Annotated in this window: 21 protein-coding genes; 8 read left to right on the top strand and 13 right to left on the bottom strand. The window is 53.3% G+C overall.

The window, feature by feature from the left end:
* Positions 1-67 precede the first annotated feature (67 nt).
* The 4 genes from M1D30_RS04335 to M1D30_RS04320 are packed head-to-tail and all read left to right on the top strand — an operon-like array spanning position 68 to position 4,691.
* Positions 68-1,354: a M20/M25/M40 family metallo-hydrolase gene (locus tag M1D30_RS04335; RefSeq protein ID WP_248506625.1), complete on the top strand. Its 1,287-nt coding sequence runs from the start codon at positions 68-70 to the stop codon at positions 1,352-1,354.
* Complete coding sequence (locus tag M1D30_RS04330) at positions 1,354-2,148, top strand: hypothetical protein (RefSeq protein ID WP_248506623.1); 795 nt, start codon at positions 1,354-1,356, stop codon at positions 2,146-2,148. The genes M1D30_RS04335 and M1D30_RS04330 overlap by 1 nt, the downstream gene beginning before the upstream one ends.
* A gap of 38 nt (positions 2,149-2,186) precedes the next feature.
* Entirely contained in the window at positions 2,187-2,687 is a 501-nt protein-coding gene (locus M1D30_RS04325; RefSeq protein ID WP_248506621.1) for a calycin-like domain-containing protein, read from the top strand.
* A gap of 3 nt (positions 2,688-2,690) precedes the next feature.
* The gene (locus tag M1D30_RS04320) at positions 2,691-4,691 is read left to right on the top strand and encodes a TonB-dependent siderophore receptor (protein WP_248506619.1); all 2,001 of its coding nucleotides are present in this window, start codon (positions 2,691-2,693) and stop codon (positions 4,689-4,691) included.
* Between the two features lie 60 nt (positions 4,692-4,751).
* Here M1D30_RS04320 and M1D30_RS04315 read toward each other — a convergent pair whose 3' ends face one another.
* From M1D30_RS04315 to M1D30_RS04250, 13 genes are all read right to left on the bottom strand, one after another.
* Positions 4,752-5,897, bottom strand: coding sequence for an OmpA family protein (locus M1D30_RS04315; RefSeq protein ID WP_248506617.1), 1,146 nt, complete (start codon positions 5,895-5,897; stop codon positions 4,752-4,754).
* 32 nt (positions 5,898-5,929) lie between these two features.
* The gene (locus M1D30_RS04310) at positions 5,930-6,478 is read right to left on the bottom strand and encodes a 2-oxoacid:acceptor oxidoreductase family protein (protein WP_248506616.1); all 549 of its coding nucleotides are present in this window, start codon (positions 6,476-6,478) and stop codon (positions 5,930-5,932) included.
* Between the two features lie 27 nt (positions 6,479-6,505).
* Positions 6,506-7,222: a thiamine pyrophosphate-dependent enzyme gene (locus M1D30_RS04305; protein WP_248507734.1), complete on the bottom strand. Its 717-nt coding sequence runs from the start codon at positions 7,220-7,222 to the stop codon at positions 6,506-6,508.
* 187 nt (positions 7,223-7,409) lie between these two features.
* Complete coding sequence (locus M1D30_RS04300) at positions 7,410-8,495, bottom strand: 3-methyl-2-oxobutanoate dehydrogenase subunit VorB (protein WP_248506614.1); 1,086 nt, start codon at positions 8,493-8,495, stop codon at positions 7,410-7,412.
* 3 nt (positions 8,496-8,498) lie between these two features.
* The gene (locus tag M1D30_RS04295; protein WP_248506612.1) at positions 8,499-8,729 is read right to left on the bottom strand and encodes a ferredoxin family protein; all 231 of its coding nucleotides are present in this window, start codon (positions 8,727-8,729) and stop codon (positions 8,499-8,501) included.
* A 190-nt stretch (positions 8,730-8,919) separates the two neighbouring features.
* Complete coding sequence (locus M1D30_RS04290) at positions 8,920-9,279, bottom strand: hypothetical protein (RefSeq protein ID WP_248506611.1); 360 nt, start codon at positions 9,277-9,279, stop codon at positions 8,920-8,922.
* Between the two features lie 185 nt (positions 9,280-9,464).
* Entirely contained in the window at positions 9,465-9,644 is a 180-nt protein-coding gene (locus M1D30_RS04285) for a tetratricopeptide repeat protein (RefSeq protein ID WP_248506610.1), read from the bottom strand.
* Positions 9,644-10,522, bottom strand: coding sequence for a bifunctional methylenetetrahydrofolate dehydrogenase/methenyltetrahydrofolate cyclohydrolase FolD (folD, locus tag M1D30_RS04280; protein WP_248506609.1), 879 nt, complete (start codon positions 10,520-10,522; stop codon positions 9,644-9,646). Before folD ends, M1D30_RS04285 begins: the two co-directional genes overlap by 1 nt.
* Before the next feature lie 82 nt (positions 10,523-10,604).
* The gene (gene ffh / locus M1D30_RS04275) at positions 10,605-11,948 is read right to left on the bottom strand and encodes a signal recognition particle protein (RefSeq protein ID WP_248506596.1); all 1,344 of its coding nucleotides are present in this window, start codon (positions 11,946-11,948) and stop codon (positions 10,605-10,607) included.
* Between the two features lie 85 nt (positions 11,949-12,033).
* Positions 12,034-13,191, bottom strand: a complete 1,158-nt coding sequence (locus M1D30_RS13790) for a 5-formyltetrahydrofolate cyclo-ligase (protein ID WP_371874169.1) — start codon at positions 13,189-13,191, stop codon at positions 12,034-12,036.
* 12 nt (positions 13,192-13,203) lie between these two features.
* The gene (locus M1D30_RS04260; protein ID WP_248506594.1) at positions 13,204-13,968 is read right to left on the bottom strand and encodes a DnaJ domain-containing protein; all 765 of its coding nucleotides are present in this window, start codon (positions 13,966-13,968) and stop codon (positions 13,204-13,206) included.
* 9 nt (positions 13,969-13,977) lie between these two features.
* Complete coding sequence (locus tag M1D30_RS04255; RefSeq protein ID WP_248506592.1) at positions 13,978-14,604, bottom strand: AAA family ATPase; 627 nt, start codon at positions 14,602-14,604, stop codon at positions 13,978-13,980.
* Positions 14,605-14,679: 75 nt separating this feature from the next.
* Positions 14,680-16,257, bottom strand: coding sequence for an NAD(P)/FAD-dependent oxidoreductase (locus tag M1D30_RS04250; RefSeq protein ID WP_248506590.1), 1,578 nt, complete (start codon positions 16,255-16,257; stop codon positions 14,680-14,682).
* Positions 16,258-16,410: 153 nt separating this feature from the next.
* On the opposite strand from M1D30_RS04250, the gene thrA reads away from it, so the two are divergent.
* From thrA to M1D30_RS04230, 4 genes are read left to right on the top strand one after another with little or no spacing between them, the layout of a single operon-like run.
* Positions 16,411-18,876, top strand: a complete 2,466-nt coding sequence (gene thrA / locus M1D30_RS04245; RefSeq protein WP_248506588.1) for a bifunctional aspartate kinase/homoserine dehydrogenase I — start codon at positions 16,411-16,413, stop codon at positions 18,874-18,876.
* A gap of 41 nt (positions 18,877-18,917) precedes the next feature.
* Positions 18,918-20,177, top strand: a complete 1,260-nt coding sequence (locus tag M1D30_RS04240) for a cofactor-independent phosphoglycerate mutase (protein WP_248506586.1) — start codon at positions 18,918-18,920, stop codon at positions 20,175-20,177.
* Positions 20,178-20,225: 48 nt separating this feature from the next.
* Positions 20,226-21,620, top strand: coding sequence for a threonine synthase (gene thrC / locus M1D30_RS04235; protein ID WP_248506585.1), 1,395 nt, complete (start codon positions 20,226-20,228; stop codon positions 21,618-21,620).
* Positions 21,617-22,696: an agmatine deiminase family protein gene (locus tag M1D30_RS04230; protein ID WP_248506583.1), complete on the top strand. Its 1,080-nt coding sequence runs from the start codon at positions 21,617-21,619 to the stop codon at positions 22,694-22,696. Before thrC ends, M1D30_RS04230 begins: the two co-directional genes overlap by 4 nt.
* The last annotated feature ends 91 nt before the right edge of the window (positions 22,697-22,787 follow it).

Raw genomic sequence — 22,787 nt, 5'->3', positions numbered from 1 at the left:
AAATATGGATATGGAAAGCAGAAAAAAAGCAGTACCTTTGCAGCCGAAAAAGAAAAGAAGCAAAGAAATGACCCAAAGATACCTGTTACTAGCGCTGACACTTGCCCTGATGATGCCACTGCACGCACAGCAGCAACGCAACATGAAGGCAACTGTGGAGTACCTGGCGTCGGAAGAGTTGGGCGGCAGATTCCCTGAGTCGAAGGGCGACACGCTGGCCTCAGCGTTTTTGACAGACCAGTTGCGAAGCATGAAGTTGAAGCCCATCCTGAAGGAGAAAGGAGCGAAAGCCTTCTTCCACGACTTCTCGTTCAGTAAGAAAAACATCGTCAGCGACAGCACAACCACATACAAGACCCACAACATCGTGGCAGTGCTGCCTGGCAAGGACAAACAGCTGAAGAACGAATATATCGTGGTGGGCTCACACTACGACCATCTGGGCATGGGCGGACAAGGCTCAGGCTCACGCAGACCAGACACCCTGGGCGTGCATCCTGGTGCCGACGATAATGCCAGCAGCGACGCCGTGGTGCTGGAGTTGGCCAAATACTTCAAGAAGAAAGGCACGAAAAGAAGCATCATCTTCATGTTTTTCGGCGCCGAGGAGCAAGGACTCGTAGGTTCGAAAGCATTCGTGGAATGGATGAAGCACGAGAGCAACGAGCGCATCAACCTGCCCAAGGACATCAAAGGCATTGTGGCCATGGTGAACCTCGACATGGTGGGACGCATGCGCGACGATGCCATGAGCGTGTCGGGCACAGGCACCAGTACCTCGTTCAAGTCCCTGGCCGAGCAGGTGGGCGAGCAGACAGGCCTGCACATCAGTTGCACGCCAGACGGCTATGGCCCCAGCGACCAGGCCTCGTTTGTGGCAGCCAACATCCCTGTGCTCTATCTCACCACAGGCGGACACATGGAGTATCACACACCAGCCGACAAGCCAGCCACGCTGAACTACGACGGCATGCAGCAGACGCTGACCTATGCCCAGGAACTCATCAGCAGGGTGGCCAGCATGCCCCAGACACCCGATTTCATCAACGTGCCAGGCAATGGCGACATGAAGCACGCCAAGTTCAAGGTGACCCTGGGTCTGATGCCCGATGTGACCGGCGCCAGCACCATACCAGGTCTGAGGGCCGACATCGTAGTAGCAGGAAAGCCAGCCCACAACGCAGGCATCAAGAGCGGCGACATTATTCAGGAGATCAACGGTAAGCCCGTGAAGAACATCGAGGAATATATGGAGCGCCTGGCCGAGTTGAAGGCAGGCACCGTGGTCCCTGTGAAGGTGCTTCGCGGCAATCAAACCATCAAGTTTCAAGTTCACTTAAGAACCGATAAGTAATGAAAAAGACCGTCTACTGGACATTAGCCATCGTCATCACACTGGCCCTGAGCGTTTATCAGCGCATAACAGGTCCCACCCACCCCAAGAAGGTGACGATTGAGCTGAATGGCCAGCAATATAAGATGAAACTGCCCAGGAGTGGCGTGCGAACAGACGAGATTGTCACCCTGAGCGACGTGCCAGCCGAGGCCAACGCCCAGATACACTACCGTCGATATCCCTCACACGATGACTTCTCGACCAAGGCGTTCACATGGCAGGACAGCACCTGGCAGGCCACCCTGCCCGTTCAGCCCGTGGCAGGCAAGCTGCAGTATTACATCACCGTGAACAACCACAACTATCCCTCCGACGAGCCACTGGTGATACGCTTTCGCAACGACGTGCCAGCCTACATCCTGGTGCCCCATATCCTGCTGATGTTTGCAGCCATGCTGTTTGCCGTCTACACACTGTTGCTGGTAATCACACAACAGAAATACAAGAGATGGCTGAAGCTCACTACGCTAACCCTGTTTGCTGGCGGCTTCATCCTGGGTCCCATGGTGCAGCACGAGGCCTTTGGCCCCTGGTGGGCAGGCTTCCCCTTCGACACCGACCTCACAGACAACAAGACCCTCATCTCGCTCCTGTTCTTCCTGCTGGCCTTGGCCACCAGGAAGTGGAAATACAACAGATGGGTGGTGGCCCTGGCCGTGATGGTGATGATAGCCGTGTTCACCATTCCCCACAGCGCCAACGGATCGGAGTATAACTACGAGACCCAGCAGTTGACCACTGGCAGCAACTAAGAAGAAGAAATATAATTAAAACAAAAAAAATAGTAGAGATGAAACTGAGAAAATTTTGGACCATGATGGCAGCCGCAATAGCCATCACCGTAGGTATGAGTTCATGTGGCAGCGACGACGACAATCAGGAGGCTGCTGTAGCCGCCCAGGTGGCAGGCGCATTCAATGGTCATGAGGTGCTGACCGTCAGCGCTGGCGGCAGCAATACCGACTTCATGCGCGATACAACCTACACATTCCCCAAGGCCACAGACACCACTATCGACCTTGTCATCCCCGCCATGGACGATATGGGTCACATGTCAATCCCAGCCCTCACCGTCAAGGGTATCAGTCTGACCACCAATGGCAAGACCATCAATGGCACCCTCGACTCATACGCAGGCAAAGCCATCGTCTCTGACAGCATCGAGAAGGCATTCACAGTAACCGACCTCGTGGTGGTGTTCAGCGACAAGGCAGCAGTGGTAACCTATACATTGAAATACGGCAACATGCCATTCCCCTTTGCCGGACAGTTTACTGGAGAAAAAAATTAAGGGGTGGCACACTCTTTTCATAGCAAATCAGTCATAGCCAGCGTGGTGTTATCCATGCTGGCTATTGGCGTCTCTGCACAGGGCGTACGCGACTCCATAGAGCTGGAACAGGTGGTGGTGACAGCCTCCCAATCGCCCAAGGCCCTGAAGGACGCCCCTGTGGTGACACGCCTCATCACCCTGCACGACATCAAGATGGCCGATGCCACCAACATCCAGGACCTGCTCACACAAGAGATTCCAGGATTGGAGTTTGGCTTTGCCATGGGTCAGGAAACCTCGCTCAACATGAGTGGCTTTGGTGGCAATGCCGTGCTGTTTCTGGTCGACGGCGAGCGCATGGCAGGCGAGACGCTGAACAATATGGACTATACGCGCATGAACATGGACAACGTGGGACGTATAGAGATCGTAAAAGGCGCCTCATCAGCCCTCTACGGCTCGAATGCCGTGGGTGGCGTCATCAATATCATCAGTCGCGAGAACATAGAGCCCTGGACGGCCAATGTCAACACACGCTACAGCGATTTCGGCCACGAATGGCGCCATGGAACCACCTTCTCGTTCAACACCAAGAAATGGAACTCGCAAACCAGTTTCCAGCACACCAGGATCAACCCTGTTGACCTGCCCAAGCGCCATTCGGCCATGGAGATAGCGCTGGAGCGACTGAAACAGGCGCAGGGACTGCCCTACGACTCGACCGTGTTCATCGACGACTCGAATCTGAGCAGACTCTTCGGCCAGAAGACCTACAACGTGAAAGAACGACTGACATGGCGCGCCACAGACCACCTGACACTGACAGGACGAGGCAGCTATTTCTTTCGCACCAGCGAACGCGACACATACGACTATCATTTCAACGCCTATAGCGCAGGTCTGAAGGGCAAGTACGTATGGAACCACGAAAGGAGTATGGAGCTGTCGTATGCCTACGACCAGTACGACAAGGCCAACTTCACCCCCGACGGCAAGCGCACCCACGACCACGACTACAGCAACCAGCAGCACGTGGTCCACGCACTGTACAGTCAGGCCTTTGGCAAGAACAGTCTGATTGTGGGTGCCGACCTGATGCACGACTACCTCTCCACCTATCAGTTCATCGACAATGCCAGTCACACGCAAAACAACATCGACGGCTATGTGCAGTTCGACTGGAACATCACCGACCAACTGAACATCGTGGGCAGCATGCGCTACGACTATTTCTCAGCCTCCAAGCAAAAGGCCTATACAGAACGCTTCGCCGTGGTGTATAAGTTGCCCTGGGCCACCCTGCGTGCCAACTACGCCAGCGGCTTTCGTGCCCCCACGCTGAAGGAGATGTACATGTACTTCGACATGGGCAACATGGGCTATATGATCCTGGGCAACCCCAACCTGGAGCCAGAGAAGAGTCACAACTACAACATCGCCATAGAGCGCACCAATCACATCAGCAACGGTGGACTGCTCGACGGGCGCTACAGCTTCACGCTGGTGGGCTATTGCAACCGCTTCAACAAGCGCATCACCACCATCGACGGAGGCCTCTACAACGGCATGGAGAGTGCGGTCTACTGGAACGAGGACGGCGTCACCGTATGGGGACTGGATGCCAGCATGGGACACGTATGGGACTGCGGTCTGTCGTTGAAGTTCAACTACGCATGGATGCACGAGACAGGCAACGTCATCAACTCACAGTTTGACCAGCCACGCTCCCACTCCATGACCTGGCGCCTGGGCTACGATCATCGTTTCTCGTGCCACTACGCACTGGATGCCTCACTCTCAGGGCGCCATCTGGGTAAGCCACAGTCAGGCCGCAAGGACGTTGACCAGGGCTATACCATCTGGAAACTGATGCTGCAGCACCACATCTGGCGCGGCATCAACATCAACACCGCTGTTGACAACCTGCTGAACTACAAGCCCAAGGCCTACTATTACAGTTCGCCCCTCACCACAGGACGCTCAGTGAGCATCGGACTGTCAATAGACCTGGACAGAATATGATAAGACACAAAAAAAGGCTGGAGCACTGCCCCAGCCTTTTTTTATTTTGCACGTATCAGCTTACTTGGTGGTATCAGTGAAGGTAGCCACGCGGTTGAAGTCGATCTCGTCGAAGAGCTCGCTCGTAGCACCCATGCCCTGCACCGTCAGGCGACCCTCAGCAATGCCATAGCGACTCACCAGCACCTTCTTCACAGCGTTGGCACGCGCCTCAGAAAGCTTCTGGTTCAACTCAGGGTTACCCTCAGGAGAAGCATAGCCCTTGATCAAGATCTTCGACTCAGGATGGTTCTTCATATACTTGGCAACCATGGCCACGCTAGCCATCTGGGCAGCATCCACAGTACTCTTGCCCTGACCGAAGATAACGGTAGGCTGCAGCACGTTGTTGTTCACCACCTTAGTCACAGTCGTCACCGTAGGCTTCACCTTCTTGGCAGCCTCCAGGTCGTCCTGCAGCGTAGCAATGGTCTTGTCACGCTCAGCCACCTGCTTGTTCTTAGCCACCACCTGAGCCTGCAGGTCGTTGATGCGATTGTTCAGGGCGTCAATCTCGCGCTGGTTGCGCAACTCAGCAAACTTAAAGTTGTGCGTGCCGTTGCAGTTGCTGAACTTATAGTTGAAGCCAGCAGTCAGCTGCACACCAGAACGGTTCACGTTGAAGCGCACCTCGTTGGTGTTGGTGAGGTTGTAGTTGATGGCAGGCTCGATATAGAACTGCCAAGCCTTCTTCTCGCCAAGGTTGAAGGTAAAGTCAAGACCAAACTTCGACACCATATCGTTGGCACGAGCCAGCTTCGTATCGAACACATGGTTCCAGCCCAGACCAGCCAAGGCAACAACTTCGAAATGACGAGGCTCACCCAGATAGCCACCAAACCAGTTACTCAGGTTCAGCGTTCCCAGCAGGTCAACACTTGTGCCCTTCACGGTCTTCGCATCACTCCAGTCGAAAGCCTTGTCACGCAGGAACACCTCACCAGAGATCATCCAACCCGTTACAGGAGTCCAGTAACGACCCAGACGCAAACCAACCGATGGGTTCAGGTTCTTCAGAACATCGCTGTTTTCGGTTGTCTTCATACCTATGCCAGCATTCACACCCACATACCAGTTGTCACAGATGTTGCTCTCCTCGAGAGCCTCTTGGGCATTAGCCTGTAGCGCAAAAAGAGCTACGGTCGCCATCAAAATTGTTTTTTTCATAACGATTAGAAAATTAATAGATAATATACTGTTTACAGTTTCACCTCGTTAATAATCTTGGCACCCTCCTTCAGGGCCTCCATGTTCAGGGGAATCAGTCCATGGTGGCGCTCAGGAAGCGTCTTGTAGAGTGCTTTCTCCACGCCTTTGTCGCTCACCACAGGAGCCACCTTCAGGAGTCCACCCAGCACAATCATGTTAAAGACCTTACCATTCTTCATCTCGGCAGCCTTGTCCATAGCGTTCACCTCATAGATAGTGATGTCCTTACGCGTGGGCTTGTTGATGATGCCAAAGCCGTCGTAGATCAGGATGCCACCAGGTTTGATCTTGGGTTCAAACTTCTCGAGCGAAGGCTGGTTGAGCACCACGGCGATGTCGTACTTGCTCAGGATGGGCGAAGAGATACGCTCGTCGCTCACAATCACCGTCACGTTAGCCGTACCACCACGCTGCTCAGGACCATAGGCAGGCATCCAAGTCACCTCCTTGTCCTCCATCAGTCCACTATAAGCCAGGATCTTACCCATTGAGAGCACGCCCTGACCTCCGAAACCACTGATAATTATTTCTTTTTTCATAACTTCTTACGTCTTACTTCTTACATCTTACTTCTCACCCGTTGTATCCTTCAGGTCACCCTTGGGATAGAAGGGGAACATGTTCTCCTTCATCCATTCGTTAGCCTTGGCAGGCGAGAGCTTCCAACCGCTGTTACAGGTAGACACAAACTCCACCAGTGAAGAGCCTTTGCCAGCCATCGAAGCCTCAAAAGCCTTGCGCAGTGCCTTCTTAGCCTTGTTGATAGAGGCCACACTCTCCACACTCTGACGAGTGACGTAGCATGTACCCTCGAGCTGAGCAGCGATATCAGCCATCTTCAGGGGATAGCCATGAATCTGGGGATCACGTCCGTAAGGACAGGTAGAGGTCTTCTGACCCACCAGTGTGGTAGGAGCCATCTGACCACCCGTCATACCATAGATAGCGTTGTTAACGAAGATAATCACGATGTTCTCGCCACGGTTCAGGGCGTGAATGGTTTCGCAAGTACCGATACAAGCCAGGTCGCCATCACCCTGATAAGTAAATACCAGTCGGTCGGGCCAGCAGCGCTTGATACCAGTGGCCAGTGCAGGTGCACGACCGTGGGCAGCCTCCTGCCAGTCGATATCAATATAATTATAGGCGAAGACAGCACAGCCCACAGGCGATACGCCAACGGCCTTGTCTTCCATACCCATCTCTTCGATGACTTCGGCAATGAGCTTATGTACCACGCCATGGCTACAGCCAGGACAGTAGTGCATATTGTTGTCGTTCATCAGCGTCGGCTTTTTGCAGACGATGTTCTCTGGTTGAGCAATGCTCTTCCTCAATTGCGACTCGGCATAGTTGGAGCAAGCTCCACTCTGCTCTCGCTGCTCATTCGGTTGAACTATTTGATTTCTATCCATTGTTCTTTTCTTTTTCTAGGCTATCCTAGGCATTCCTAGGCTATCCTAGGTAATCCTAGATTAATTTCTTTAAAGCCTCAACAATTTCCTCAGGATCGGGCACGATGCCACCCAGACGGCCAAACTGCTCAACGGGCACGGCACCATTCACAGCCAGACGCACATCCTGCACCATCTGACCAGCATTGATCTCGGCCACCAGGATGCCCTTCACCTTCTTCGACAGCTCAGCAATCTGCTTCTCTGGGAAGGGGAACAGCGTGATAGGACGGAACAGACCCACCTTGATGCCCTGTTCGCGAGCAATCTCCACACTCTTCTCAGCAATACGGGCGGCAGAGCCGAAGGCCACGATAGCATACTCAGCATCGTCCATCTGCTGCTGTTCAAAGCGTACCTCATTCTCCTGAATCTTGCGATACTTCTCCTGCAGCGCCAGGTTGCGCTTCTCCATAGCCTCAGGCTTCAGTTCCAGCGAGGTGATCACCACACGCTCACGGTTCTTGGGTTTACCCGTAGAAGCCCAGGGACACTCCTTGATTACCTCCTCGTCAGTACGACGGGGCTTGAAAGGAGGCAACACCACCTTCTCCATCATCTGACCGATAACACCATCACTCAGAATCATGGCAGGGTTGCGATACTTGAAGGCCAACTCGAAGGCCAGGTCCACGAAGTCAGCCATCTCCTGCACAGAAGAGGGCGCCAGGACAATCACCTTGTAGTCGCCATTACCACCACCACGCGTAGCCTGGTTATAGTCGCCCTGTGAAGGCTGGATAGTGCCCAGACCAGGACCACCACGCTGCACATTAATAAACACACCAGGTACCTCGGCACCAGCCATATAGGTGATACCTTCCTGCATCAAAGCAATACCAGGCGACGATGACGACGTCATGGCACGTTTACCAGCGCCAGCAGCACCATACACCATATAAATAGATGCCAGCTCGCTCTCAGCCTGCACCACCTGCATACCAGTGGTTTCCCAGGGCTTCAACTCAGCCAGTGTCTCAATCACCTCACTCTGCGGAGTAATAGGATAGCCGAAATAGCCGTCGCATCCGCATCGAATAGCAGCGTGGGCAATAGCCTCGTTGCCTTTCATCAACACAACTTCTCTTTTTTCTTCAGCCATAGCTTATTCCTCCACTTTTTTACGATACACGGTAATACAGCCATCTGGGCAGACAATGCCACACGATGCGCAGCCCACACAGGCTTCCTCGTTGACAGCCTCCACAAAGGGATAACCGTGAAGATTAACTTTGTTGGCCAGGGCGATAACCTTCTGAGGACATGCAATGATACACAATTGGCATCCCTTGCATCTCTCGGTATCGACCACAATAGCACCTTTTAATTTTGCCATAATGTATTTGTTTGATGCATTTAAATCCAAAATTCAATGTGCAAAGGTACTAATTTATAGGGAAAATGCAAAAGAAAAGTGTTTTTTTTCGAGCGCAACAGCGATTATCTGAAAAATTATTCAGAGGCTATACAGAAAAGATATCGGGGGAACCAATTGGCTCCCCCGATATCTGCTTTAAATGATGATTTTAAAGACCTTTGTTACGAAGTGTGACGCCCAGAAGCATCATGTAGGTATCATACTGTTTATCATTGAGTACCTGTCGCATCTGTTGAGCATCCTTGCGCACGGCCTGATGAATCAGGTGATGGCGCTTAAGGCCTCTGGATGTTGCAGCTTCCTGCACTTCGTCATTGAAGCAGTCTTGAATCACTTGCACAGCCTCCATCTGATTAGCATCGAGATCCAACTTGACTGCCAGGCGATGCATGTCGAAACTCATGTCGTAATTAATTGGTTGACGATTAAATTTGTTACTCTCTGAAGTCTCGGCATAACTAACTGCAAACATCATCATTGTTACCACTGATAATACAATCTTCTTCATAATTCGTTTCCTTTCCATTTTTTAGTTTTGTTATTACTATCGTTTTGTTATCCTGTTCTGTCTTTTTGACGTGACAGGCTTCGGAAAGTTTAAACCAACCTAGAATAAAAAAGTTTTGTACACAGCCAAAACACCGATAAACAGAGGGGTTTCAGAGGGATAAAAAATTCCGCAGGACGCTTGTCCTACGGATTATACATATCCTTGCAATAGAAGGCCATGATATCGTCGAGCATGCGCTTGGCCTCGACAGCCGGACTGTCGGGGTCAAGCTCAATCGCTTTGATATAGCAGTTAATGGCCTCGTGCCATTTGGATTCCTTACGAAAGGCATTGCCCTTCTCATACCATTCCTCTGCAGTCATTACTTATAATATTCTTTTCTGCCTGCAGCCAGTGTATTCTTCATCAGCGAACAGATGGTCATAGGACCCACGCCACCAGGCACAGGTGTGATGAACGAGCACTTAGGAGCCACCTCGTCAAACTTCACATCACCAGTCAGACGGAAACCACTCTTGCGCGTTGCATCAGGCACACGCGTAGTACCAACATCCACGATCACGGCACCATCCTTCACCATGTCAGCCGTCACAAACTCAGGACTGCCAATGGCGGCGATGATGATATCCGCAGCGCGGCACTCCTCCTTCAAGGTCTTCGAGCGCGAGTGACACACTGTCACGGTCGAGTCACCATACTGCTTCTGCATCATCAGCTGAGCCATGGGTTTACCCACGATGTTCGAGCGACCCAGGATCACACACTTCTTACCAGAAGTCTCAATGCCATAGCGCTTCAGCAGCGTAATGATACCCAGCGGCGTAGCCGAGATGAAGCAAGGCAGACCAATGGCCATGCGACCCACGTTGATGGGATGGAAGCCATCCACATCCTTACGATAGTCGATAGCCTCAATAATCTTCTGCTCGTCGATATGCTTGGGCAAAGGCAACTGCACGATGAAGCCATCCACATCGTCGTCCTTGTTCAACTTATCCACACAGGCCAGGAGCTCCTCCTCCGTGATGTCGTCCTCATAGCGGATGAGGGTCGACTTAAACCCGCAGGCCTCGCAGGCCAGCACCTTGTTCTTCACGTAGGTCTCCGAGCCACCGTCGTGGCCCACCAACACAGCAGCCAGATGGGGCTGTTTGCCACCCTTGGCCATGATCTCTTTCACCTCTTCGGCAATCTCAGCCTTAATCGCCGTTGCCGTTGCTTTTCCGTCAATCAGTTGCATATCATTAAGTCTTTTAAAGTTCTTATAATCGTTAAGGACCTTAAGGGCGCGAACGTCCTTAAGGTCCTTATCACATGCGACATCAGGGTCGCTTCATATTCTTCATGGCAGCAGCCATCTGCGCCATCTTTCCTCGGTCCATGCCAGACACCATCTTCATCATCTTCTTGGTCTGGTCAAACTGCTTCAGCAGTCGGTTCACCTCCTCAAGTTTAGTGCCAGAGCCCTTGGCAATGCGCAACTTCCTGCTCTGGTTGATGATATCCGGATTAGAGCGCTCCTTGGGCGTCATCGAGTTGATGATAGCCTCGATACCCTTAAACGCATTATCATCGATATCCACATCCTTCAGGGCTTTACCCACGCCAGGAATCATGCCAGCCAGTTCCTTGATGTTACCCATCTTCTTGATCTGTTGGATCTGGTTCATAAAGTCGTTGAAGTCGAACTTGTTCTTGCGGATCTTCTTCTCCAGCTCCTTAGCCTGCTTCTCGTCAAACTGCTGCTGGGCGCGCTCCACCAGTGAAACCACGTCACCCATACCCAGGATGCGGTCAGCCATACGCTCAGGGTGGAACACGTCGATGGCCTCCATCTTCTCACCCGTTCCCACGAACTTAATAGGCTTCGTCACCACAGTGCGGATACTCAGGGCTGCACCACCACGCGTGTCACCATCAAGTTTGGTGAGCACCACGCCGTCAAAGTCCAGGCGGTCGTTAAACTCCTTGGCTGTGTTCACAGCATCCTGACCAGTCATCGAGTCGACCACGAACAGGGTCTCATTCGGATTGATGGCCTCCTTCAGGTTGGCAATCTCGTTCATCATCTCCTCGTCCACAGCCAGTCGGCCAGCAGTATCTACGATGACCACGTTATAGTTCTCCTGCTTAGCCTTGCGGATAGCATTCTGAGCAATCTCCACCACGTTCTTGTTGCCCTCCTCGGTATAGACATCCACACCAACGGTCTGAGCCACCACCTTCAACTGCTCGATGGCAGCAGGACGATACACGTCACAAGCCACCAGCAGGGGGTTCTTGTGCTGACGCTCCTTCAGCATCTTGGCCAGCTTACCCGTGAAGGTAGTCTTACCAGAGCCCTGCAGACCAGACATCAGGATGATGGCAGGACGGCCCTCCAGGTTCAACTCAGCAGCCTTACCACCCATGAGTTCAGTCAACTCATCGTGCACAATCTTCACCATCAACTGACTCGGTTTGATAGCTGTGAGCACGTTCATACCCATAGCCTTCTGCTTCACCGTATCAGTAAACTGCTTGGCCACCTTATAGTTTACGTCAGCATCCAACAGGGCGCGACGCACATCCTTCAAAGTCTCGGCAACGTTAATCTCGGTGATCTTTCCCTCACCCTTCAATATCTTGAACGACCGTTCCAGTCGTTCACTTAAATTCTCAAACATATTTTATAATTGCAATTATTGGGGTGCAAAGGTAGTAAAAAAAAAGCATTTGCGAAAGAAAATCAAGCGATTTCTTTCACCAGACTCACCCCACAACCATGTCCACCGTAAAATCATGCGCATCCACAGGCACCTCAGGCACCCTTTGGAAAGGCCAGCAAACACCCATTTTCCTGGCCTGCGGCACCAGTGGCAGGAAACGGTCGTAATAGCCCTTTCCACGCCCCAGTCTGTGTCCTGCGGCATCAAACGCCATGCCAGGCACCAGCACCACATCAATGGTGTCATATGCCGTGAACGACTCGCCAACAGGTTCCAGCAAGTGATAAGGCCCCTCAGCCAGGTCTTCTTCCGGCGAGAAGCGGCGCAATTCCATCCTCTCACCATCCAGCACCTTGGGCAGCACCACCGTATGGCCATGCTCCACCAACTGCTCCACCAACGGGCGGATATCCACCTCATCAGGCAGCGACCAGAACGCCATGATGGTTTTGGGTGAGGGGTTAAGGGTTAAAGGTGAAGGGTTAGAGGTTAGAATTAGGCGTAATTGATCCGCAAGCTTTTCCACCACCTCTTTTGACAGCCTTGCCAATTGCTCCTCGTGCTGTTTCTTAGCCTCGCGCATCTGGGCACGCAGCAAGGGTTTGGTGTTCGCCCCATTCCTGGCCGAAAACTCGCACCCACAGTATTGCTGGTTATAAAACTGATTCTCCTTGAGCAGTTGGTTACGACGCTCCTGGAGTCCACCCTTGCGCCAGTTCTGTGCCCAGAACAGCGGTGAGGGACTATCCTCCGATTTCACAGTTTCCTGCGCTATCAGTCCAGCCCGTTCAATCTGCTCCAAACTCTTCCAGCGACTCGAAGCCAGCGTGGTGGCAAAATAGCGGAACCCCAGTTCCTTGGCCTTGCGAGCCGTCTCAGTGAGTCGCAGCGTGAAGCACATTTCACATCTGCCTCCACGTTCAGGCTCGTTCTCCAGTCCACAGACACCCTTGCGCCACGCCCCATGGTCATAATCCCCATCAATCCAGTCGATGCCTAAGCCCTCAGCATGGCGCTTACTCTCATTCTTGCGAATCTCATATTCCTCGCGCGGCCAGATGTTCGGATTAAAATAAAAGATGGTAGGGCGCACCCCATTGTTGAGCAACCACTCAACAATGGCCGATGAACATGGTGCACAGCAAGCATGCAGCAGCACCTTCTCACACCCTTCAGGAATCAAAATAGCCGGCTGTTTCAACTCTCAGTTCTCCTAAAGTCCTCTGGCTTTCCAAATACGTTCTTTGGCAGCATTGATCTCTTGGAATTTCTTTTCAGCAGCCTTGCGCACATCATCACCCAGTGCAGCCACACGGTCAGGATGATGCTCCAGGGCCAACTTACGATAAGCCTTCTTCACCTCAGCATCACTGGCATCAGCACTTACGCCCAGCACCTTATAGGCATCCTCCAGCGAGTTGCCCTCCAGGTGCAGCATGGCATCCACCTCCTGAGGCGACATCTGCATCCACTGAGCCACCTCCTTCAAGGCCATCACCTCCACCTGATCCACACGTCCATCAGCCTGTGTAATCATCACGAGGAAGTTCAGGAGTTGCAGGCGTCCAGAATAGTCCACATTCATCGCAATCTGCTGACAAGCCTGACGGATGCGTTCCCGATAGACACTTGCCCCCTGGCGATCCTGCTCAGCAAACAACTCGCGCATCACCTGATCACCCTGTTGGGCGGCAGACTCGCCAAAGTTCTGGCGCAGCATGCCACGCACCAGTTCCATCTCAGAATGCATCACCTTACCGTCAGCCTTCACGATATAGGCCGACAGCACCAGCATTGACAAAAAGAAACTATTGCGGTCGCCCTGTCGCGACTGCTCATTGTCCAGACGTATGGTATCAGCGCCCTCCTGAGAAGTAGCAGTATCAAACAGCGCCCCAACAACAAATCCGATGAGTCCACCCAACGGACCAAAGGCGCTCCATCCCAGATAGCCGCCTATCCATTTTCCAAAAGCCATATCAATTTTTTATCCTATGACATTCATCAGGAAATCGACAGCGCCATTCACGCCAAACTGCTTGACGTTCAGCGAGATGTCATAGTTGCGGGCATCCTGCCATTCACTTCCTGTAAACGTCTTTGTGTAGAGCTCACGACTGTAGTCGTTGTCAACGATCATGGCAGCCGCATCACTCTCTGAAATATCGTACTTCCGCCCGATACGCTTTTTCCTGCAGTCCACATCCGCATGAATGAAGATCTTCAGGGCGTTAGGATGATCGCGGAAGATATGGAAGCCACAGCGGCCCACAATGACGCACGACTCCTGATTGGCAATCTTCCTGATCACCTCCGCCTGTGCCTCAAACAACTGGCGTGAGGTCTCGTCATGCTCCTGACCACTATATTCAGCCTTGGCCATATACGAGCGATAGAACTGGGTGAAGTCATCACGCCACAAGGGGTTGCGGGCCTCAATCTTCTCTACCGCCTCTTCCACAATATTAAACCTGCGAGCCATCTCGTTGAGTATCTGCTTATCGAGAAGCTTCACATTGAGCCTACGGGCTAACTCGGCTCCAATCTCATGTCCACCAGTACCGAACTGTCGACTAATGGTGATAACAAATTTCTCCTCCTTATTCATAAGCATATAGATTAATAGGTTCTACGTAAAGTGTTTGTTCTGCCGCAAAGATAAGAAGAAAAAATGAAATTCACAAAGAAATCAGCTATTTTTTTCGAGGTACAGCGCACACATTTCTGCGCAGCGCTCACCATCCACACCAGCCGACACGATGCCACCTGCATAGCCAGCACCCTCACCGCATGGAAAGAGGCCTTCCACCTGCACATGCATCAGCGTCTCATTGTCGCGCACAATGCGCACTGGCGATGATGTCCTGGTCTCCATGGCAATCATCACAGCCTCGTTGGTCAGGAAGCCATGCGCCTGACGGCCAAACACCTTAAAGCCCTGTTGCAGGCGGTGCGAGATAGACTTCGGCAACCAGAAATGCAAGGGCGACGACACCAGTCCAGGGGCATACGAACTCCTGGGCAGGTCGTAACTCAGCTTACCGTTCACGAAGTCTGCCATGCGCTGTGCAGGCGCAGTCTGCTTCATATTGCCCTGCTGCCAGCACATCCGTTCCAGTTCCTCCTGGAAACGCATCATGGCCAGCGGGTCCCCACTCTCTCCCTCGGAAGACGGCAGAGAGGGCAAATCCTCCGGTCTCACCTCGACCACCATGCCCGAGTTACTCCATTGCGTGCCACGACTGGCAGGACTCATACCGTTCACCACCAACTGTTCAGGACCCGTGGCGGCAGGAATCACAAAACCGCCAGGACACATGCAGAACGAATACACGCCACGACCATCCACCTGGGTCACAAACGAATATTCAGCCGCAGGCAGCCATTGTCCCCTGCCCTCCTTACGGTGGTATTGAATCTGGTCAATCAACTGCGACGGATGCTCCAGGCGCACACCCACGGCAATGCCCTTCGCCTCCAAGTGGATCTTTGCCTCGTTCAGATAGCGGTACACGTCACGCGCCGAATGACCTGTAGCCAGGATCACTGGGCCCATAAACTCTTTCTCGCCAGCAATACAGCCTATCACCTTCTGATTTTCAAGTAACAGCCTTGTCATCTTCGTCTGAAAATGCACCTCGCCACCACAACGGATGATGGTGTTGCGCATAGCCTCAATCACCTGAGGCAGACGGTCGGTACCAATATGCGGATGCGCATCAGCCAGGATGTTGGTCGAAGCCCCATGCTGACAGAACACACGCAGGATCTTCTCCGTGTTACCACGCTTCTTCGAGCGCGTATAGAGTTTTCCGTCAGAATAAGCGCCGGCGCCACCCTCACCAAAACAGTAGTTGCTCTCGCCATCCACCTGTTGCGTACGCGAGATATTGGCCAGGTCCTTCTTGCGCTCATGCACATCCTTTCCACGCTCCAGCACAATGGGGCGAAGACCCAACTCAATGAGTCTGAGGGCCGCAAAGAGTCCGCCAGGACCAGCACCCACCACAATCACCTGTGGTTTGTTGCTCACATCCTGATAGTCCACATGCTCAAACTCATCCTCCGTGGGCAGCTCGTTCACATAGACCCTTACCTTCAGGTTCACGAAGATCGTACGCTGACGGGCATCTATCGAGCGCTTCAGTATGCGCACAGCCTTCAGCGCGCCCAGGGCCAGTCCCTGTTCCTCAGCAATATACTTGCGTAATTGGTCTGCGTTGGCCGCCACTTGCGGCAAAACGCGTAGTTGGTATTCATTCGTCATAATTCGGCTACAAAATTACGAAAAAAACAGTAAAATATGGGTATTATTGCAATTTATTTCCAATAAAACAGCTGTGTCGGAAAAAATCCAAAATAGTTTTGGTTTTTTACACACTTTATCGTACCTTTGCACCTTAGTAATATAACAGCAGATATGAAAGTACTCAAGTTCGGCGGAACCAGTGTGGGTTCCATAGAGAGCATCCTTAGCCTGAAACGCATTGTCGAGGCAGAAAAAACACCTGTCATCGTGGTGGTGAGTGCCCTGGGTGGCATCACCGACAAACTCATAGCCACCTCACGCTTGGCCCTGCAGGGCGACGAGCAGTGGAAGCACGAGTTTGAAGCCATGCGTTTGCGCCATCTCGATATGATTGACACGCTCTTCAAGGAGCAGAACAAGAACCAGCAGCTCACCGACACCATCAACTCCCTGTTCGACGAGTTGAAGTCTATTTACTACGGTGTCTTCCTGATTCACGACCTCAGCCCCAAGACCGAGGCAGCCATTGTGAGCTATGGCGAGCGCCTGAGCAGTCACATCGTGGCAGCCCTGATTCGTGGGGGCAAGCGCATGAACTCACGCGACTTCATCCGCACGGTGAAGAAGCAGGGCAAGCACGTGCTCGATGCCGAGCTCACCAACCAGCTCGTCAAGGAGGCCTTCCAGTGTGCTGCAACATTGTCGCAGCCTACAGTCGCTGTGGTTCCTGGCTTCATTGCACGCGATCGCGATACCAACGAGACCACCAACCTGGGGCGTGGCGGTTCCGACTATACCGCAGCCATCATTGCAGCGGCTCTCGATGCCGAGGTACTGGAAATCTGGACCGACGTGGACGGCTTTATGACAGCCGACCCACGCGTCATCAAGACCGCCTATACCATCAACGAACTGTCGTATGTCGAGGCCATGGAGCTCTGTAACTTCGGCGCCAAGGTGGTCTATCCCCCCACCATCTATCCTGTCTGTGTCAAAAATATCCCCATCAGGGTGAAGAACACCTTCAATCCTGAGCATCCAGGCACGATGATCAAGCAGAAGATCGAGAACGACTCGAAGCCCATCAAGGGCATCTCCTCTATCAGTGGCACCACCCTCATCACCGTCACGGGTCTTTCCATGGTGGGTGTCATCGGTGTCAACCGACGCATCTTCTCTACCCTGGCCCAGAACGGCATCTCAGTGTTCATGGTGTCACAGGCCTCGTCCGAGAACTCTACCTCTATCGGTGTGCGCGACGAGGATGCCAACCAGGCCGTGGATGTGCTTAATCAGGAGTTTGCCAAGGAGATCGAAACGGGCGCCATGTTCCCTATGCATGCCGAGAGTGGCTTGGCCACCATCGCTATCGTGGGCGAGAACATGAAGCACACGCCAGGTATTGCCGGTAAGTTGTTCGGCACATTGGGCCGTTCGGGCATCAGTGTGATTGCCTGTGCCCAGGGTGCCTCCGAGACCAACATCTCGTTCGTGGTCGATGGCAAGTACCTGCGCAAGTCGCTCAACGTCCTGCACGACTCGTTCTTCCTGTCTGAATATAAGGTACTCAACCTCTTCATCTGCGGCATCGGCACCGTGGGTGGCAACCTCATCGAACAGATCCGTTCACAATACGAGACGCTGAAGGAGACACGCCAGCTGAAACTCAACGTCGTGGGCATTGCCTCGTCGAAGAAGGCCATCTTCAATCGCGATGGCATCGACCTGAGCAACTACCGCGAGCAGTTGCAGGACAGTAACATTGCCAACCTCAAGAACGAGGTCATCGGCATGAACATCTTCAATTCGGTGTTTGTCGACTGTACAGCCTCCGAGCAGGTGGCCAGTCTCTATCAGGACTTCCTCGACCATAACATTTCGGTGGTCACAGCCAATAAGATTGCGGCTTCATCGGCCTATGACAACTATGCCAAGTTGAAACAGACGGCCATGAAACGCGGCGTCAAGTTCCTGTTCGAGACCAACGTGGGAGCAGGACTCCCCATCATCGGCACCATCAACGACCTGCTGAACTCGGGCGACAAGATCCTGCGCATCGAGGCGGTTCTCAGTGGCACGCTGAACTTCATCTTCAACACCATCTCGAAGGAGATTCCTTTCTCCGAGACCGTACGACTGGCCAAGGAGAAGGGCTATAGCGAGCCCGACCCACGCATCGACCTCTGTGGCAAGGATGTCATCCGCAAACTGGTCATCCTCACGCGCGAGGCGGGTTATAAGGTGGAACAGGAGGATGTTGAAAAGCACCTCTTCATGCCCGATGCCTTCTTCGAGGGCTCACTGGATGATTTCTGGAAGAATCTCCCATCACTCGATACCGACTTTGAAGTACGTCGTCAGGAGCTCGACAAGGAACAGAAACGCTGGCGCTTCGTGGCCAAGATGGAGACCATCCCTGGCAGCGAGAACAATGAAAAGACGTTCAGCGCCTCGGTATCACTCGAGGCTGTAGGGCCCCGTCATCCGTTCTACGGACTCGAAGGCTCTAACAACATCGTACTGCTCACCACCGAGCGTTATAAGGAATATCCCATGCTCATCCAGGGCTATGGTGCAGGTGCAGGCGTCACTGCGGCAGGTGTCTTTGCCAACATCATGAGTATCGCCAACATCTAACCCACCGAGTCCATTCATCCTATAAAGACCCATCAAGACCCATGAAACATCTCATCATCCTCGGCGACGGCATGGCAGACCACAAGGTGGAACGCCTGGGAGGCAAGACCCTCCTGCAATATGCCCGTCCTGAATATATGAACCGACTGGCCAAGGCTGGTCGTACAGGTCGTCTCGTCACAGTGCCCGAGGGCTTCCCTCCTGGCAGTGAGGTGGCCAACACGGCCATCCTGGGCTACGACCTCAACCAGGTATACGAGGGACGCGGCCCACTCGAGGCAGCCTCTATCGGTTACGAGATGCAGGCCGACGATTTGGCCCTGCGCTGTAACATCATCACGCTCGAGGATGGTAAGATCATCACGCATAACGGCGGTAACCTCCAGACCGAGGATGCACGCGTACTCATCGACTATCTCAACGAGAACCTCGCCAAACCCATCAACGAGCAAGAGGGCTGCGAGCGCGTCAAGTTCATCTGTGGCATCCAGTATCGCCATCTGCTCATCATCAAGGGCGGCAACAAGCATATCCAGTGTGCCCCGCCCCATGATCATCCCAATGAGCCCTGGCGCAGACTCCTGGTAACCCCCGAGTCCTCTCTCGTAGGCAGCGACATTGTCGCTGCACGACGCACAGCGGCTCTTCTCAACGAGTTAATTTTGAAGTCACAGGAACTCCTCGCCCAGCACCCCTTCAACCAGGCGCGTGCGGCCCGTGGCGAGCGCCAGGCCAACAGCATCTGGCCCTGGAGCGGTGGCTATCGTCCCTCCATGCAGACGCTCATGCAGCAGTACCCCCAGATCCATTCTGGGGCGGTCATCTCGGCTGTCGACCTCATCCAGGGCATTGGCAAGTATGCTGGTCTGCGCATCATCAAGGTGGCAGGCGCCACCGGACTCGCAGACACCAACTACGAGGGTAAGGCGCAGGCAGCCATCGAGGCCCTGCAGCAGGACGACTTCGTGTTTGTGCATGTAGAGGCCACCGACGAGGCGGGGCATGACGGAGACCTCGACCTGAAGCTCAAGGCCATCGACTACCTGGACCAGCGACTCATCAAGCCCATTGTCGAGGCCTGCGAAAAGATGAGCGAGCCCGTATGCATCGCCATCCTGCCTGATCACCCCACCCCTGTGGAGCAGCGCATCCATGTCAACGAGCCCGTGCCCTTCCTTATCTATTATAAAGGAATAGAGCCCGACAGCGTGGAGCACTACGACGAGGAGTCATGCGTCACTGGTGGCTACGGACTCCTGCGCCTCCAGCAGTTTATGCAAGAATTCATGAAAATCAATTAAAATTCTCAATTGTCAATTCTTAATTGTCAATTATCAATTCTCAACTATATGAAATACTATAGCACCAATGGAAAAGCCCCTGTGGCTGACCTGCGCAAGGCCGTGGTAAAAGGCCTGGCCGAAGACCGCGGACTCTATATGCCCGAAGTGATTCACCAGTTGCCCAAGCAGTTCTTCACCGACATGCCGAACATGTCGTTCCAGGACATTGCCTTCAATGTGGCCAGTGCCTTCTTTGGCGACGATGTAGACCTGGACAGTCTGCAGGACCTGGTATACGACACCCTGCAGTTCCCCTGCCCTGTGGTCAAGGTCAAGGACCGCTCGGCCGAAGGACGCTTGCAAGGCAAGAATATCTACTCCCTGGAACTCTTCCATGGTCCCACCCTGGCCTTCAAGGATGTTGGTGCCCGCTTCATGGCGCGCCTGCTGCAGTATTTCCTGCGTCACGGCAGTTCATCCTTCCCCGTAAGCTGCAACAGTGTTGCAGCCAACAAGGAAGTCAACGTCCTTGTGGCCACCTCTGGCGACACAGGCTCTGCCGTGGCCAACGGCTTCCTGGGTGTCGAGGGCATTCATGTCTATGTACTCTATCCCAAGGGCAAAGTGTCACCCATCCAGGAGTGCCAGTTTACCACCCTGGGCAAGAATATCACAGCCATCGAGGTCGATGGTGTCTTCGACGACTGTCAGGCATTGGTCAAGAGTGCCTTCATGGACCAGGAACTCAACGAGCACATGATGCTCACCTCGGCCAACTCTATCAACGTGGCGCGTTTCCTGCCCCAGGCCTTCTATTATTTCAATGCCGTAGCACAACTCTCAGCCCTCGGCCATCAGCCCTCAGACATCGTCATCTGCGTTCCTTCCGGCAACTTCGGCAACATCTGTGCGGCCCTGTTTGGCCATCAGATGGGCATGCCCGTCAAGCGTTTCATCGCGGCTAATAATGCCAACGATATCTTCTATAATTATCTGCAGACGGGCCAGTACAACCCCAAGCCCTCTAAGCAGACACTGGCCAACGCCATGGATGTGGGCGATCCCTCCAACTTTGCCCGTATCATCAACCTCTATTCCCAGAACGGCAAACTGTCGCCCGAGGAGACCCACCAGCGCATCACCTCGCTCATCAGTGGTGCCACCTATAGCGACGAGCAGATCCGCGAGACCATGCGCCAGTGCTATAAGGAGACAGGCTATATCCTCGATCCTCACGGAGCCTGTGGCTATCGTGCCCTCGAGGAACAACTCAAGCCCGGCGAGATCGGCGTGTTCTGCGAGACGGCCCATCCGGCTAAGTTCAAGGAGAAGGTCGACGAGATCCTGGGCATCGACGTGGAGATTCCTGAGCGTCTGGCAGCCTTCATGAAGGGCCAGAAGCAAAGTGTGCCCATGACCAAGAACTTTGATGACTTTAAGAAATACTTGTTAGCACAATGACGAAAAGACGAATGCTCGCGGAATGGGAGCCCCAAAGCATGGTGCAACTCACGTGGCCTCACAAGGACACGGACTGGGCCCCTATTCTCCCCGAGATCACCGCTGTTTATGAAGAGATGGCACGCGAGATATCAAAGCGCGAGACCCTGCTGGTGGTAGCCCCAAAAGATTCAGGACTAACCACATCTTTCATCTCTCATCTTTCATCTTCCTGTCCCACCAACGACACCTGGGCGCGCGACCATGGCTTCATCACCGTTGAGGATACATCAGACATCAGACATCAGACATCAGACATCAAACTTCTCGATTTCCAGTTCAACGGCTGGGGCGAGAAGTTCGAGGCGAAGCTCGACAACGCCATCAACAAGCACCTCTACGAGCAGGGACTGGTCAAGGGCAACTACGAAGACCATCTCGACTTCGTCCTCGAGGGCGGCTCTATCGAGAGTGATGGCAAAGGCACCATTTTTACCACCACCTGTTGCCTGATGGCACCTCACAGAAACCAGCCCCTCACACAGACCCAGATAGAGGAACGCCTCAAAGCATATCTGGGTGCCGAGCGCGTGGTGTGGCTCAACCACGGCTCCCTGATTGGCGATGACACCGATGGCCATATCGACACGCTGGCACGCATCTGTCCCAACGACACCATTGTCTATACCGGTGGCGATGCTGACCATCCCGACCTGGCCCTGATGGAAGAAGAGTTGAAAGCCCTGCGCACTCTGGAAGGCAAGCCCTACCGTCTGCTGAAACTCCCTCTTCCCCGTCCTATCTATGACCCGCCTGTGGCAGAAGGTTCTGTAGTCAACGATGCCATCGTTGCAGAAGGTATAGAGAGCGGTGACGCCGTTGCAAATGGCGACAGGCTCCCAGCCACCTATGCCAACTACCTCATCATCAATGGTGCAGTGTTGGTGCCCACCTATGCACAGCCAGACCTCGATGCAGAGGCCATGCGCATCATTGGTGAGGCCTTCCCCGACCGTGAGATCATTGGCATCGACTGCCGGGCCGTTATCAAGCAGCATGGCTCGCTCCATTGCTGCACCATGCAATACTATCAATAACCCTTTCTCGTAAGCTGCGACATGCAATACTATCAATAAGTCCTTCATCCCGTAAGCTGCGACACCGTCGCAGCCCCCACACACCCAAAAT

Origin of the sequence: Prevotella sp. E15-22 (assembly GCF_023204875.1) — a bacterium.
Classification (GTDB): domain Bacteria; phylum Bacteroidota; class Bacteroidia; order Bacteroidales; family Bacteroidaceae; genus Prevotella.
Note: the sequence above shows the minus strand (reverse complement) of the source record. Positions and strands in the feature narration are given on the sequence as shown.